Genomic DNA, 14560 nt, shown 5'->3' with positions numbered 1-14560 from the left:
TGGATATGCGGGCGGGTTTTCATGTTGTCTTGTTATTCATCCAAACCGATAGACAAATATTTTGTTTCCAAATACGGCTCGATGCCTTCCTGTCCGCCTTCGCGTCCGATGCCGCTTTCCTTCATGCCGCCGAAAGGCGCCTGAACGGTTGACGGTCCGCCATCATTCCAGCCGAGAATGCCGTAATCAAGATTTTCGGATAAATAGATGCCGCGGCGGTAGTTTTCCGTAAAGAAGTATGCCGCTAAACCGTAAGGCGTATCATTGGCGAGCTTGACTGCTTCGTCCAGCGTTTTAAAAGTCGTAATCGGCGCAACGGGACCGAATGTTTCCTCATGCATGATCGTCATTGAAGGATCAACATCCGTCAGCACTGTCGGGTGGACAAAGTAGCATGATTTCTCATCATCGCTTTCGTATTCGGCGCCGATGAGAACTTTCGCCCCTTTATCCACCGCGTCATTGATTTGATCAACTATTTTTTGGAAGCCGTTTTTATTGATGACCGGGCCGATTGATACACCTTCTTCAAGTCCGTTTCCGACTTTCAGCTTGGCGACTTCCGCGCGGAGTTTTTCTGCAAATTCATCCTTAACCGATTCATGAACGATCAGACGGTTTGCACAGACGCACGTTTGTCCGGCATTCCTGTATTTCGACAGCATCGTCTGTTTAACGGCGAGGTCGATGTTGGCATCTTCATCAACGATCAGCGGAGCATGGCCGCCGAGCTCCATTGACACATGCTTCACCGTCTCGGCGCTGTTTTTCATTAAATGTTTGCCGACAGGCGTTGACCCGGTAAACGTAATCTTGCGGATCAGCGGATGGCTTGTAAAAATAGAACCGATCTCTTTTCCGTCGCCGATCACACACTGAAGGACGTCTTTCGGAATGCCCGCTTCGTGGCCGAGGCGAACGAGCTCAAGCGCCGTTAAAGGCGTGTCAGGCGCAGGCTTGATGATAAAGGTACAGCCTGCCGCCAAAGCCGGTGCCGCTTTTCGCGTGATCATCGCCGCCGGAAAGTTCCACGGGGTAATCGCCGCAACAGGACCGACTCCCTGGCGCGTGACGATGATGCGCTTGTTCGTCACAGATGCGGGAACCGTTCTTCCGTAGATGCGTTTTGCTTCCTCCGCATACCATTCGATATAGCCTGCGCTATATATGACTTCTCCCTGTGCTTCAGCGTACGGCTTGCCGTTTTCAAGCGTAATTAATTTTGCCAGCTCGTCCTTCTGCTCCACAATCAAATCGAACCATTTTTTCAGTAAGCCCGCTCGTTCTGAAGCCGATGTTTTCGACCATTTTTGAAATGCTTCATGCGAGCGTACGACTGCCTCTTCGACTTCCTTTGCAGATTGCTGGGGAACCGATTTGATTTTTTCTCCAGTCGCAGGATTATATACTTCTAGCATGCTGGTCATGTTGAATCTCCTCCCCTTTACGTTTTGAACTGCTGTTGTATAAAAGAAAACCGATCAATGTCCATCCTGCCAAGATCAGCCACTCATACGGCCATGTGAGCGCGGCCGGCATGCCTGGCAAATAAAAGGCAAGAAAGATAACACTTAAGAGGATAGCAGATATACCCGTCGTTTTCCACTTATTGATTTTATACGGCCTGTTTAAATCCGGCTCTGTCTTTCTCAGTTTCATGAATGCAATCGACACGATCAAATATCCGACTATAATACCTGTTCCCCCTGCATTGACGATCCAAACAAGGGCAGGGCGCCCGAGCAGCGGTGCAAAAAATGCCAGCGCTCCCAGAAACAAAATCGCGTTCGTCGGCGTTTTATACTTCGGATGGATGAAACCGAACCATTTCGGCACCATGCCTTTTTCAGACATGGCAAACAGAATGCGGCTCGCGCCGATGATAAATGCGTTCCAGCTTGTAATGATGCCGGCGACTCCGCCGAGGACAAGCACCGTGCCGAACAGCTGGTTCCCGAGCAGATTGACCATTGCATCCGCGGTCGCCAAAGAAGTCGTTGCAAGCTCGCTTTCTGACAGCCCCATCGTCACGCCGAAAACAATCAGCAAATAAAACACGACCGCACTGACAATCGAAATAATCAAAATTTTGCCGATGATTTTTTTCGGGGCATTAATTTCAGCCGCAACCTGTGGGATGACGTCAAATCCGACAAACAGAAACGGTATCATGACGAGGACGGACATCATCCCGGAGAACCCGTCTTTAAAAAGGGGCTGTACATGTTCGACATCACCGTTTACCAAGGCGCCGCCCAAAAGGAGAAAGCCCGTGGCGATAATCGCGATCGTAAAAACCGACTGAAAAATCGCGGCCGGCTTGACGCCGAAGTAATTGAGCGCGGTCAGGACGACCGCACCCCCTGAACCGATCAACACCCAAGTGACATACACGTCCCAGCCGCTAAGCGACCAGAGAAACCCCTGATGTTCGACAGGCAGGACGTAATCGATGACAGTCGGCAATGCGACCGCCTCAAATGTGATCACCGAAACATAGCCGAAAAGCACACCCCAAGCGGCGACAAAAGCCGTTTTCCGACCAAACGCCCTGTAGACGAAAATCAAGCCGCCCCCCGTTTCAGGGATGGCAGAAGACAGCTCCGCGTATGTTAACCCGATTAAGATGACCAGTATGCCGCCGATGATAAATGCGATGGTGCTGCCCAAAAAACCGGCTGTCGAAATCCAGTCGCCGGAAAGGACGACCCAGCCCCAGCCGAGCATAGCCCCGATTGCTAAAAATAGCACATCCGTCTGCGACATCGTTTTTTTCATTTGCTGTTTACCCATCTATATCCGCCCCTTCCTTTAGAAGATGTCAAACTAGAGCTGTTTCAGCGCTTCTTCGATGATGCCGAACCCTTCCTCAAGCAATTCATCAGTAATAACAAGCGGAGACAGAAAACGGATAATGTTGCCATTGATACCTGCCGTCAACAAGAGCAGGCCGTGTTCATTGGCGTACTTGGCAATCTTGGCCGCAGCGGCTTTGTCCGGCTCCCGTGTCTTTTCGTCCCGGACAATTTCAAGCGCCGCCATCGCGCCAAGTCTGCGAACTTCACCAATCTGCGGATATTTCACCTTCCATTCATGCGCTCGCTCTTCAATGGCTTTGCCGATTTCTTCAGAGCGTTTGTTGAGCTGTTCCGATTCGATAATATCGAGCACTGCCAAAGCGGCTACGCATCCAAGCGGACTTCCGGCGTATGTGCCCCCGAGTTCCCCCGGATCCGCCGCATCAAGCATTTCCGCCCGGCCGATGACACCGCTGAGCGGAACACCGGCAGCCAGCGATTTTGACACCGTCACAAGATCAGGAACGACATCAAAATGCTCAATCGCAAAATATTTGCCTGTTCTGGAAAAGCCTGTTTGGATCTCATCGGCGACAAAAACGATGCCGTGTTTTTGACAGAAGGCTGCGACATGCTGCACAAACCGTTTGGAAGGAATAATAAATCCTCCTTCTCCCTGCACCGGCTCCATGACAACGCAAGCGACCGTCTCCGGAGCAACAGACGAGACGAAGAAATCGTCAAATGCCTGAATAACCATGTCATCGTAGCTTTCATCAGTCATCCCTTCAGGTTTTCTATAGTAGTAAGGAAACGGCGCCTGATATACTTCAGGTGCAAAAGGGCCGAATCCGAATTTGTATGGTTTTACCTTGCTCGTCATGCTCATCGTCATGTTTGTGCGCCCGTGGAATCCGCGGGTAAAAGAAACGACTGCTTGACGCTTCGTATATTTTCTGGATATTTTCACGGCGTTTTCTACGGCTTCCGCCCCCGAGTTCAGGAAAATCGCTTTTTTCTCGTGTGAGCCCGGTGCAAGCCGGCAAAGTTTTTCCGCCAATTCGATATAGGCTTGATACATCATGACGTTAAAACCCGGATGAATGAGCTGTTCGGCCTGTTGCTTGACAGCTTCTACAACTTTCGGATGTGAATGCCCGACATTTAATGTACCGATCGCCCCGGCAAAATCGATAAAACGGCGCCCGTCAATATCGTATAAAACGGCCCCTTCCCCTTTAGCGGCCAGATGACGGTTTCCGTTGGAGACACCCCTTGCCACAAATTGATCCCGTTTGGCCTGCCAATCTTCCGTTGTGAATGCTTTTGTGTTCAGACTCATAAAAAATCTCTCCCCCACTCTTATTTCTTATAATTCTGAATATTTTTTGGTATGATGAAAAGTACCAATCATTAATTTTCAATGGTACCAGGGGGGAGGCGCTATGATTACGATACCGATTGACCGCTCCAAGGATGCGGATTATATTTATCACCAAATCTATCAACGGATTAAAGAAGAAATTTTCAGCCGCAATCTTTTGCCGGGAAAAAAACTCCCTTCCAAGCGCGAGCTCGCCGAAGCATTGAACGTCAGCATTAATTCGGTCAACGCTGCCTACCAGCAGCTTCTGGCAGAAGGTTATCTTTATTCACGTGAAAGAAAAGGCTTTTTTGTAGAGCAGATCGAAACGTTCCATGCCAGCCGCCATCCCGGCCCTTTTCAATTGGAAAAAGAACTGGTTGAAAAGCCGGCAAGCAAAGACGGCTGGATATCGTTTTCCCATATGAGCGTCGATACGGCGCATTTTCCATTTAAAACATGGCTTCGCTGTGAACAGAAAGCGGTTTCTTCTCATGTAAACGAACTTGGAGAAATGACGCATCCGCAAGGTGTCTACGAAGTGCGCCAAACGATCGCACGGTTTATCGCTTTAACGAGAGGCGTCAAGTGTCACCCCGAACAAATCGTGATCAGCGCAGGCACGCAGTCCTTAATTCATACGCTTCAGGATCTTCTCCCCGCCTCAGCCGTCTATGCGATGGAGGAGCCGGGATACAGCCGCATTTATCGACTGCTGAAAAATGAAGGGAAAGAAGTGGCCACGATTCAGCTCGATCATAAAGGAATGCGGATCAGCGAGATTCACCGTCTGAATCCGGATGTTTTATTTGTCACGCCTTCACACCAGTTTCCAACAGGAATCATTATGCCGGTATCGAGAAGGATTCAGCTTTTAAATTGGGTTTCCGACGGGGAAAACCGCTATATTGTGGAAGACGATTATGACAGCGAATTCAAATATGGGAGCGATACGATCCCCGCCCTGCAAAGCCTTGACCGCTCTGAGAAAGTCATCTATATCGGCACGTTTTCAAAATCGCTTCTTCCGGGTCTGAGAATCAGCTATATGGTACTGCCGCAAAAGCTGCTGAAGCGATACAGAAAAAGGCACCATTTCTCGATTCAATCGAGCAGCGTTTTAACACAGCTCGCCTTGCAGGAATTGATCGAATCAGGGGAATACCAAAAGCACATCAAGAAAATGAACCAGATTTACGAAGAAAAGCGGACAAGGCTGATCGGAAGCCTTGTCAAAACCTTTAACGGCCGGGTGAAAATTAAAGGCGAAAGCGCAGGCCTTCACTTTGTGGCCGATTTTGAAACAGATAGAAGTGAAGAAGAGGTTTTATCAAGAGCAAAGGATAGACGGGTCGAGGTTTACGGCATGAACCGGTTTACGTTAAAGAAAGAGCAGACAAAACATGAAGGAACAGTATCGCTCGTGCTTGGATTTGCTAAAATCGCTGCCGATCAGATCGACAAAGGGACTGCCAAGCTTTATGAAGCGGTATGCGGTGATGAGAAGTTTTAAAAAATACCGGCAGGTTCGCTCCTGCCGGTATCAACTTGGCTTTAGAAAGCCAACGTCTGCCCGTTTACCACCGTTCCTTCTCTACCTGGAGAACCGCCTCAATCAGTCCCGGAAACTGCTCCTCCAATTCCCGTTTGCAGAGGGAGTAATAATGATGCTTCCCTTCAATGCGGACTTTGAGTAGCCCCGCTTCTCTCAGCACCTTGAAATGGTGGGACAGCGTAGACTTTGCGATATTGAGATTTGTGCATGTACCGCACGTTTTCTCGGCTGTGTCAGCCAGGGCTTTGACAATCTCAAGCCTGTATGGATCACTCAAGGCATGGAGAACAGATATTAACTTCATTTCATTTGTTTTCATGGGTTAAATGTATCATAATCCTAACTTCAAGACAATTCGTCAAGAAGGCAAATAGGTTGCCGCCAAAGCAAAGACATGTTACGATGCAATTGTTCGATGATTTTCGAACAATCAATTCAATGTGTATACAACGTACACGCAAAGGAATTCTAAATGACATGACGGAGGTTTGAACCGATGATCGTATTGCAAGCCTATATGAAAGTAAAACCAGAAAAACGCAACGCCTTTCTCGAAAGCGTACAACCGCTGCTTAAACATTCAAGAGCTGAAGCCGGCAATGCCCAATACCAGCTGTTTGAAGATACCGAACATGCCAATACATTTGTCATGCTTGAGCAATGGAAAGATCAAAACGCAATTGACGCCCATAATCAGACAGAGCATTTTCAAGCTTTCGTTCAAGCCGCGGGCGACCTTTTATCAGAACCGCTGAATGTGGTTAAAACGCACACACCGGATTAAAGAAAGGATGACGTTTAAATGAATGAAGTATTGAAATCATTGACAGACCATAGATCGATTCGCAGCTATACAGATGAGCCCGTGAACCCTGAACAGCTGGACAAGATCATTCAAGCCGTTCAAGCCGCACCGACTTCAATCAACGGCCAGCAGGTCACCGTGATTACGGTTCAAGATGAAGAACGGAAAAAGAAAATCGCCGAATTGGCCGGCGGACAGGTCTGGATCGAGCAGGCCCCCGTTTTCCTTTTGTTCTGCGCGGACTTCAACCGTGCGAAAATCGCCCTTGAGAAAAACGGCGAAACGCTTGCGATCACAGACGGAATGGAATCCGTGCTTGTCGGAGCTGTCGACGCAGGCATCGCTCTCGGTACGGCCACAGCGGCCGCTGAATCGATGGGGCTTGGCACTGTGCCGATCGGCGCTGTCCGCGGCCGTGCAGAAGAACTGATCGAGCTGCTCAATATTCCCGAATACGTCTTCCCTGTCGCAGGGCTTGTCGTCGGCCATCCGGCGGACCGCTCCGCGAAAAAGCCGCGACTTCCTGAACAAGCGGTAAGGCACAGCGAAACCTATCAACCTGACTTAAAACCGCTGATAGACGCGTACGATGAAGAAATATCCGAATACATGACAAAACGGACAAACGGACAGGAAACAAGAAACTGGTCTCAGGGCATATCCGCTTATTACAATAAAGTGTATTACCCTCACATCCGTGAGATGCTTGAGAAACAAGGATTTAAACTCGAATAGATACTTTAGGCTATCGGTGATCGATAGCCTTTTTTCATGCGTTCCATTCCACATTTCGATGAGCATCGAAGGTCTTTACCTTTACACTATGTAAAAAAGGAGTGGAAGACATGAAACCATTTGCAAAATATAAAGCATTTCTAGACCTCCATCATCAGTCAGGCCCGTTCGTTCTGCCGAATGCCTGGGATGCGGCCAGCGCCAAAGCGTTTCAAAACTGCGGTTTTAAAGCAGTCGGCACAACCAGCGCCGGAATTGCCATGTCCCTCGGCTATCCCGACGGCGAACATCTCCCTTTTGAAACATTGCTTTCCGTCCTGAAAACCATCACGGATGCCGTCGATATTCCCGTCAGCGCAGATCTTGAAGCGGGTTACGGCCAATCACCGGAAGCAGTTGCTGAAAACGCAAAAAAAGCCGCAGCGGCCGGCGTTGTCGGTATGAATATTGAAGACGGAACGAAAGACCCCTGCCGGCCGCTTTGTGATGCAACATTAATGGAAGAAAAAATTGCGGCTGTCAAAAAACTGAACCTTCCTGTTTTGATCAATGCCCGCACGGATGTATACTGGCTCAATGCAGACGCTCCCGGTTCCCGGCTTCAAACAGCCGTCCGGCGGGCAAATCGGTACAGACAAGCAGGCGCGGACTGCATCTTTATCCCCGGAGCCAATGATACAGGCACCATTGCCGGGCTGAGAAAAGATATACCCGGACCACTCAACGTACTGGCCGGCTCACACACTCCCTCTTTACAAATTCTTTCCGAACTGGGGATCGAAAGAATCAGCTGCGGATCCGCCCCGTTCAGAGCCGCCCTGTCGCTGGTGAAAAAGATCGGTGAAGACATCATCACCCGCGGCTCCTTCAGTCATATGACGGACGGAGTCCTTTCATACGGCGAAGCTGCCGATTGGATCAGCCTTCATCGTAACCCAAAACAAAATCGTTGACCTAAACAGTTCGGTCTGTTAATATTTCATTTATGAAAACTCATGGGTTTTTTCGTAACCCATGAGTTTTATCATTGCGAAAGAAGGAGCCGGAATGAACGAAAAAAGAGCAGCAGTCTTAAGGGCCGCCAAAAAGCTGTTTGCCCAAAAAGGCTATCATAACGTTGCAATGCAAGCGATCGCTGAAGAATGCAAAATGTCAAAAGCATCTATTTATAAACTGTTTCAATCTAAAGAAGATCTTCTGCTGGCATTGATCAAGTTCAGAAAGCATGAAATGCTGAACAAAAGCGCCATCATCAATACGGAAACCTCGCTGACGCCAAAAGAAAGACTCGCTAAAAAAATCGCTTTGGAGATTACGGAATTCAGGGAAAACCGCCAATTTATCAATTTCCTCTCCAATGAGGGATCGTCTCCGGATACCGCGGTATTTAAAAAGCATCTGAAAGAAACAAAATCGCTGATCATCAGCTGGCATAAAGACTCTATCATTCAAGCGTACGGCGAAGAGGTGGAACCGTTTATATGGGATATCGTCATCATTTTCCACGGTTTGATGAGAGAATTCCTGTTTTTAGTCGGCACTGGAAAAGCGCAGCCCGACGTTAAAACGATTCCGCCATTCATTATGTCGGTTCTGGATCTCTTCATAGAGAAAAAGCTGAACGAAGATCAGAAAAGTTCATTAAATGAAGACATTATTGCCTCCTATACGAATTTCTCATCATGCTGGGCACCGCCCAAAAAAGAGGAATTGCTTGAAGACCTTTTGCAAAAACTGAAAAACAAGATTTCCTCGCTGCCACAAGACGACGTTTCCGTGACAGAATTGCTGTCTGCCGCAGATTTGCTGAGCGAGGAGCTTTTCGCCAATGAGCCCCGCACGTATTTAATTAAGGCTCTCCTTGATTACCTTGGAAAAATCGAGGCGCTACAATGCGATGTTTCACAAATACAAACAATTAGTATCAAAGAATAAGAGGGATTGATATGAACACAGGAACTGAACAACAGACATACAACAGAAATATCATCGTAGGTTTGCTCATTGCAGGGGCGTTTATCGCGATCTTGAACCAAACGCTTCTGGTTACGGCACTGCCGCATATTATGGCAGACTTAAACATAGACGCTACAAAAGCTCAATGGCTGACAACGGCGTTCATGCTGACAAACGGGATTCTCATTCCGATTACCGCCTTTTTAATCGAAAAATTTTCGAGCCGCGCGCTCGTCATCGCCGCGATGAGCATCTTTGTGGCGGGAACGGTCGTCGGCGCAGTTGCGCCTAACTTCCCGGTTCTCCTTGCGGCGCGAATCATCCAGGCCGCGGGTGCGGGAATTATGATGCCGCTCATGCAGACGATCTTTTTAACGATTTTCCCGGTTGAAAAACGCGGGGCTGCAATGGGTATGGTCGGTTTGGTCATCGCATTTGCACCGGCCATCGGACCGACATTGTCAGGCTGGATCGTCGACAGCTTTACATGGAGATACTTATTTTATATTATTCTGCCAATTGCCCTGATTGATCTTGTGCTTGTCATCTTACTGATGAAAAACGTTACGAAATTGAGAGAAACATCAGTGGACATCTTATCTATTATCCTGTCCAGCCTGGGTTTCGGCGGTTTATTGTACGGTTTCAGCAACGCCGGATCAGAAGGCTGGGGAAGCAATACCGTTTTAATTTCCTTTGCAGTCGGTGCGGTCGCTCTGTTCTTCTTTATCTCTAGACAATTAAGAATCAAAAGGCCGATACTCGAGTTTCGCGTTTTCCAATCGTGGACTTTTACGATAACAACGCTCCTCGGTATGATCGTTTTTGCATTAATGATCGGTACTGAAACCATTTTGCCGCTGTATACGCAAAACGTCAGAGACGTGACAGCTTTCGATTCCGGGCTGATGCTTCTGCCGGGCGCGATAGCAATGGGCATCATGTCGCCGATCATCGGCCGGATTTTTGACAAGATCGGCGGAAAAGGTCTTGCGATTATCGGTTTTGCCGTCTTGCTGCTGACGTCGATCCCGTTTGCGGATCTGCAAATGGATACTTCGCTGACATTTATTATCGTCATTTATACGCTGCGGATGATGGGCACTTCCATGATTATGATGCCTCTCACAACCGCTGGCATCAATGCACTTCCGATGCATCTCATCCCGCACGGAACAGCGATGAACAATACGATGCGCCAGATCGGCGGTTCAATCGGCACGGCCGTTTTGATTTCCGTCATGAGCAATTCAGCCAAAAACGCTGCCGCATCTAACCCGTTAAATGCGCTCATTCACGGCATGAATTCCGCCTTTATCGTGGCCGCTGTCTTGGCGCTGATCGGATTTATCCTTTCGTTCACATTGAAAAAGAAGCCGCAGGCCGACAAACAAGGCCAGCCGGCGCGCTGATCCTGACACGCCAGTTCAATCAAACTGGCGTGTTTTTATATGGTTTGATATATTTGATCCCTTGCAGCGTAAGAAGCATGAAGACCTGCTCTGCGTCTCCTTTCATATGAAATGAATATCATTCGAATTCTTCTCCTGAACAGACAAAAAGGCTGCCGGATACACCGGCAGCCTCGCTCTTTTATTTTAATCCATTTTCAACTTCTGTCACCATTTCAGATACGGACTCAAGACCTCCGCCTGACAGGTACCAGTAACCTGGATCAAGATATGTGATATGGCTCTTTTTATAAGCTTTTGTTGATTTTACAATTTCATTTTCAATGACTTCTTTTGCTGTTCCTTTTTCGCCGATGGCAGCGCTTCGGTCGATGACAAACAGGTAATCAGGGTTCTTTTCAGAAATATACTCGGAAGAGACGCTTTGACCGTGAAGGGAAGCCTCGATGTTTTTGTCGACAGGTTCAACGCCGAGCACATCATGGATCAAACCGAATCTTGAGCCGCTTCCATACGCGCTGATTTGTTTATCGCTTGTTAAGACGACCAATCCTTTGCCGCCTTTTTCTTTCGCAAGCTTGTTGGCTTTCTCTACTTTATCATCGATTTTCGCAAGAGCTTCTTTGACAGCATCTTCTTTACCGAAGATTTTTCCAATATTTTCGGTATTTTCTTTAAAACTGTTCATGTAGTTCTTCTGGTCAAGCTCGATGTCGATCGTCGGTGCGATCCTTTTAAACTCGTCATACTGCTCAGACTGTCTGCCTTCGATGATGATCAAATCGGGGTCAAGCTCTGCAATTTTTTCAAAATCAGGCTCTTTTAGTCCGCCGACGCTTTCGTATTTACTGTCTTTGTATTTTTTCAAGTAAGACGGGAGGGTTTGTTTCGGAAGGCCGACAACGCGATCGCTCAAGCCAAGCTCGTCAAGCGTGTCAAGCATTCCGAAGTTGAAGACAACGACTTTTTTCGGGTTTTTCGGTACATCTGTTGTACCGCTGTTATGTTTAATTGTGACGGTTTCTTTTTTAGAGGAAGATTTTGCATCTGTATCAGCAGCTTTGTTTCCGCAGGCGGCTACGACAAGAACGGTTATCAATGCCATAATCAATAAAGATAGTTTTTTCAATTCAAGTCACCTCATCATTTAAAATATACACAGATTTTTTGATCTCCGATTTGTTGAATCGGAATGTCCATATCATAGATGTCTTTCAGCACCGGCGTTTGGATAATGTCTTCCGCCGGCCCCTCTTTTACAATCCGCCCGTTTTTCAGGGCTGCGATTCTGTCTGAATAAACCGAGGCAAAATTAATGTCATGAATGACAATGACGATCGTTTTACCGCGATTTTCGACAAGGTCTTTCAAGAGCTTCATTATCTCTACTGAATGTTTCATATCGAGGTTATTTAATGGTTCATCAAGCAATATATAGTCGGTATCCTGAGCGATGACCATTGCGATAAAAGCACGCTGGCACTGGCCGCCGCTCAACTGATCGAGGTGTTTATGCTCAATCTCTCTCAGCTTCATATAATCAATCGCTTCGTCGACATATGCCCAGTCCTCTTTCGAGAGCCTTCCCTGTGAATAAGGAAATCTGCCGAAACTGACGAGCTCCCTGACAGTCAGCCTGATGTTGATCTGGTTGGACTGCTTTAAAATGCTGATTTTTTTGGCTAAATCATTGCTTTTGTATGCGCTGATTTCCTTGCCGTCAATCAGCACTTTTCCGGCGTCCATGCCGATCAGCCTGCTGATGATGGACAAAAGCGTGCTTTTCCCCGCTCCGTTCGGTCCGATGAAGGACGTGATCATTCCTTTTTTTATCGTTAAAGTCGTGGGATGAACAACGGTCTGCTCTCCGAATTGTTTCATGATATCTCGTACTTCTATCATCATTTACGCTCCTTCAGCAACAGGTAAATAAAATAAATCCCGCCGATAAAATCAATGATCACAACAAGCGTCACCGTTAAACCAAACAGCTTTTCAACAATGAACTGGCCCCCGACAAGCGCAATGATGCTGAACAAAACCGCTCCGGGAATCAGGACGCTGTGCTTATACGTTTTAAATACTTCCCGCGCCACATTGACGACGAGCAGCCCCAAAAATGTGATCGGCCCTACAAGTGCAGTAGACACGGAGACGAGAACGGCGACGACGATCAGCATTTTCTTCACCGTCCGGTCGTAATCGATTCCGAGGTTGACGGCTTGATCCCTGCCGAGCGAAATGACATCAAAGTACGGATTATACCGCCAAGCGTAAACGAGAATCGCCAGAATGATGAGCGAAGCAAGCATTAAAATGTCCGTGTTCAAATTGTTGAAGCTGGCAAACATCTTGTTTTGAACAACTTGAAACTCGTTCGGATCGATCAGCATTTGCATAAAGGATGACAGGCTTCTGAACAATGTGCCGCATACGATTCCAACTAACAGCAGCAAGAAGATGTGCCTTCCCCCGCGGCGAAACATCAGGAAAAACAACACAAATGAAAAACAGACCATCAAACCGGTTGACAATAAAAAATTGCCGTTTTTACCAAGATCGGCAAGTTTGGCTGCACCGAAAAAGTAAATAATCCCGGTTTGCAGCAGAACATAGAGAGAATCGAGTCCGAGGATGCTCGGCGTCAAAATTCTGTTGTTTGTGATCGTTTGGAAAATCATCGACGAATACGCAATGGCTGTACCGACAACGATGATCGCAAAAACTTTGGCAAACCTCCGCGGAAGCGCATATTCCCATACAGACGGCAATCCGTAGAACAGAAACAAGCTGATGCAGGCTGCCGCTATCACGATGAGTATAAGCATTTTCTGTTTATGACGCATAGGCTTTTCTCCTTAAAAGCAAGTAAAGAAAAACGCCGCTCCCGATGATGCCGACCATCAAACCAACCGAAATTTCGTACGGGTAAATGACGAGACGTCCCGCTATATCGCAAAACAAGACGAAAACGGCTCCGAGAACCGCCGTATGAGGCAGGCTGTTTTTCAAATGATCTCCCCTGTAGATGGACACGATGTTCGGGATGATCAATCCCAAAAAGGGAAGCGTGCCGACCGTCAGGATGACGACGGACGAAATAATAGATACGATGATCAATCCGATATTGACCACCCGCTTATAATTCAATCCAAGATTGATGGAAAAAGACTCCCCCATCCCGGCCAACGTAAATTTATTGGCGAACAGATAGGCAATGATAACGAGCGGTATACTCAGAAATAAGAGCTCATACCTCCCCTTCATGACCAGCGAAAAATTCCCTTCAAACCATGCATTGACGTTTTGAATGATATTGTACTGATAAGCCATGAAAGTGGAGATGGCGCTGACAACACTTCCGAGCATCATACCGACGAGAGGGATGAAGATCGCATCTTTGAACTTGATTCTGTCCAAAATTTTGACGAACAAAAAACTGCCAAACAGTGCAAAAACAAAGGCAAACAGTATTTTAACCACAATTCCTGCAGACGAAAAAAGCACGATCGCAATGATCACACCGAGCCTCGCCCAATCCATCGTTCCAGCGGTGGTCGGTGAAACAAATTTATTGCGCGTTAGCTGCTGCATGATCAGCCCGCAAATGCTCAAGCTCATTCCCGCAAGCACGATGCTAATCAAGCGCGGAATTCTACTTATGTAAAGCGTTTGAATTTCGTCCTCGTTAAAGCGGAAAAGATCAAGAGGCGAAAGCTCCTTAACGCCGATGAATATCGAGCTGATTGAAAGAATGATGAGCATTAGCAATAAGTATCGTAATTTCATGCTGCAGTAGCCTCCTTGCACAACAAAGCAAACCCCTCCGCCGACGTTAATGATTATCATTATCAATAAGGGTCTTCATATATCTTACCATTTTTTCTGACATAGTCAATAAGATTAATAGATACAAAGGTTGAAACCATGCGATTT

General features: G+C 47.3%; 14 protein-coding genes. 6 read left to right on the top strand and 8 right to left on the bottom strand.

The annotated features are described in order from the left end of the window. Window positions 1-32: 32 nt before the first annotated feature. From gabD to gabT, 3 genes are read right to left on the bottom strand one after another with little or no spacing between them, the layout of a single operon-like run. Window positions 33-1427 carry a succinate-semialdehyde dehydrogenase gene (gabD, locus tag M1D59_RS02425; protein WP_130569388.1) on the bottom strand — a complete coding sequence of 465 codons (1395 nt, stop codon included), beginning with the start codon at window positions 1425-1427 and terminating at the stop codon, window positions 33-35. Further along, window positions 1402-2793 (bottom strand): APC family permease, encoded by a 1392-nt coding sequence (locus M1D59_RS02420; RefSeq protein WP_130569389.1) that lies wholly within the window; start codon window positions 2791-2793, stop codon window positions 1402-1404. The genes gabD and M1D59_RS02420 overlap by 26 nt, the downstream gene beginning before the upstream one ends. Before the next feature lie 33 nt (window positions 2794-2826). Continuing rightward, on the bottom strand, window positions 2827-4140 hold the full coding sequence (gabT, locus tag M1D59_RS02415; RefSeq protein WP_039073209.1) for a 4-aminobutyrate--2-oxoglutarate transaminase: 1314 nt from the start codon (window positions 4138-4140) through the stop codon (window positions 2827-2829). A gap of 103 nt (window positions 4141-4243) precedes the next feature. On the opposite strand from gabT, the gene gabR reads away from it, so the two are divergent. Next, complete coding sequence (gabR, locus tag M1D59_RS02410; protein ID WP_026580552.1) at window positions 4244-5674, top strand: MocR-like transcriptional regulator GabR; 1431 nt, start codon at window positions 4244-4246, stop codon at window positions 5672-5674. A gap of 64 nt (window positions 5675-5738) precedes the next feature. On the opposite strand, the gene M1D59_RS02405 is transcribed toward gabR, so the two are convergent. Next, window positions 5739-6035: an ArsR/SmtB family transcription factor gene (locus M1D59_RS02405; RefSeq protein WP_020450179.1), complete on the bottom strand. Its 297-nt coding sequence runs from the start codon at window positions 6033-6035 to the stop codon at window positions 5739-5741. A gap of 177 nt (window positions 6036-6212) precedes the next feature. On the opposite strand from M1D59_RS02405, the gene M1D59_RS02400 reads away from it, so the two are divergent. From M1D59_RS02400 to M1D59_RS02380, 5 genes are all read left to right on the top strand, one after another. Next, the gene (locus M1D59_RS02400; RefSeq protein ID WP_020450178.1) at window positions 6213-6500 is read left to right on the top strand and encodes a putative quinol monooxygenase; all 288 of its coding nucleotides are present in this window, start codon (window positions 6213-6215) and stop codon (window positions 6498-6500) included. Between the two features lie 18 nt (window positions 6501-6518). Then, window positions 6519-7256 carry an NADPH-dependent oxidoreductase gene (locus tag M1D59_RS02395; protein WP_059231859.1) on the top strand — a complete coding sequence of 246 codons (738 nt, stop codon included), beginning with the start codon at window positions 6519-6521 and terminating at the stop codon, window positions 7254-7256. 110 nt (window positions 7257-7366) lie between these two features. After that, complete coding sequence (locus M1D59_RS02390; RefSeq protein WP_026580549.1) at window positions 7367-8209, top strand: isocitrate lyase/PEP mutase family protein; 843 nt, start codon at window positions 7367-7369, stop codon at window positions 8207-8209. A gap of 94 nt (window positions 8210-8303) precedes the next feature. Then, the gene (locus M1D59_RS02385) at window positions 8304-9191 is read left to right on the top strand and encodes a TetR/AcrR family transcriptional regulator (protein ID WP_020450175.1); all 888 of its coding nucleotides are present in this window, start codon (window positions 8304-8306) and stop codon (window positions 9189-9191) included. A gap of 11 nt (window positions 9192-9202) precedes the next feature. Next, the gene (locus M1D59_RS02380; protein ID WP_101561618.1) at window positions 9203-10624 is read left to right on the top strand and encodes an MDR family MFS transporter; all 1422 of its coding nucleotides are present in this window, start codon (window positions 9203-9205) and stop codon (window positions 10622-10624) included. A 181-nt stretch (window positions 10625-10805) separates the two neighbouring features. Here M1D59_RS02380 and M1D59_RS02375 read toward each other — a convergent pair whose 3' ends face one another. From M1D59_RS02375 to M1D59_RS02360, 4 genes are read right to left on the bottom strand one after another with little or no spacing between them, the layout of a single operon-like run. Beyond that, window positions 10806-11753: a siderophore ABC transporter substrate-binding protein gene (locus M1D59_RS02375; protein ID WP_035337207.1), complete on the bottom strand. Its 948-nt coding sequence runs from the start codon at window positions 11751-11753 to the stop codon at window positions 10806-10808. Between the two features lie 14 nt (window positions 11754-11767). Beyond that, window positions 11768-12526, bottom strand: a complete 759-nt coding sequence (locus M1D59_RS02370) for an iron ABC transporter ATP-binding protein (protein ID WP_020450172.1) — start codon at window positions 12524-12526, stop codon at window positions 11768-11770. Beyond that, the gene (locus M1D59_RS02365; protein ID WP_059231855.1) at window positions 12526-13470 is read right to left on the bottom strand and encodes an iron chelate uptake ABC transporter family permease subunit; all 945 of its coding nucleotides are present in this window, start codon (window positions 13468-13470) and stop codon (window positions 12526-12528) included. Before M1D59_RS02365 ends, M1D59_RS02370 begins: the two co-directional genes overlap by 1 nt. After that, window positions 13460-14413, bottom strand: a complete 954-nt coding sequence (locus tag M1D59_RS02360; protein ID WP_026580546.1) for an ABC transporter permease — start codon at window positions 14411-14413, stop codon at window positions 13460-13462. Before M1D59_RS02360 ends, M1D59_RS02365 begins: the two co-directional genes overlap by 11 nt. Window positions 14414-14560 lie beyond the last annotated feature (147 nt).

Source organism: Bacillus sp. PK6-026, assembly GCF_054161455.1.
Note: the sequence above shows the minus strand (reverse complement) of the source record. Positions and strands in the feature narration are given on the sequence as shown.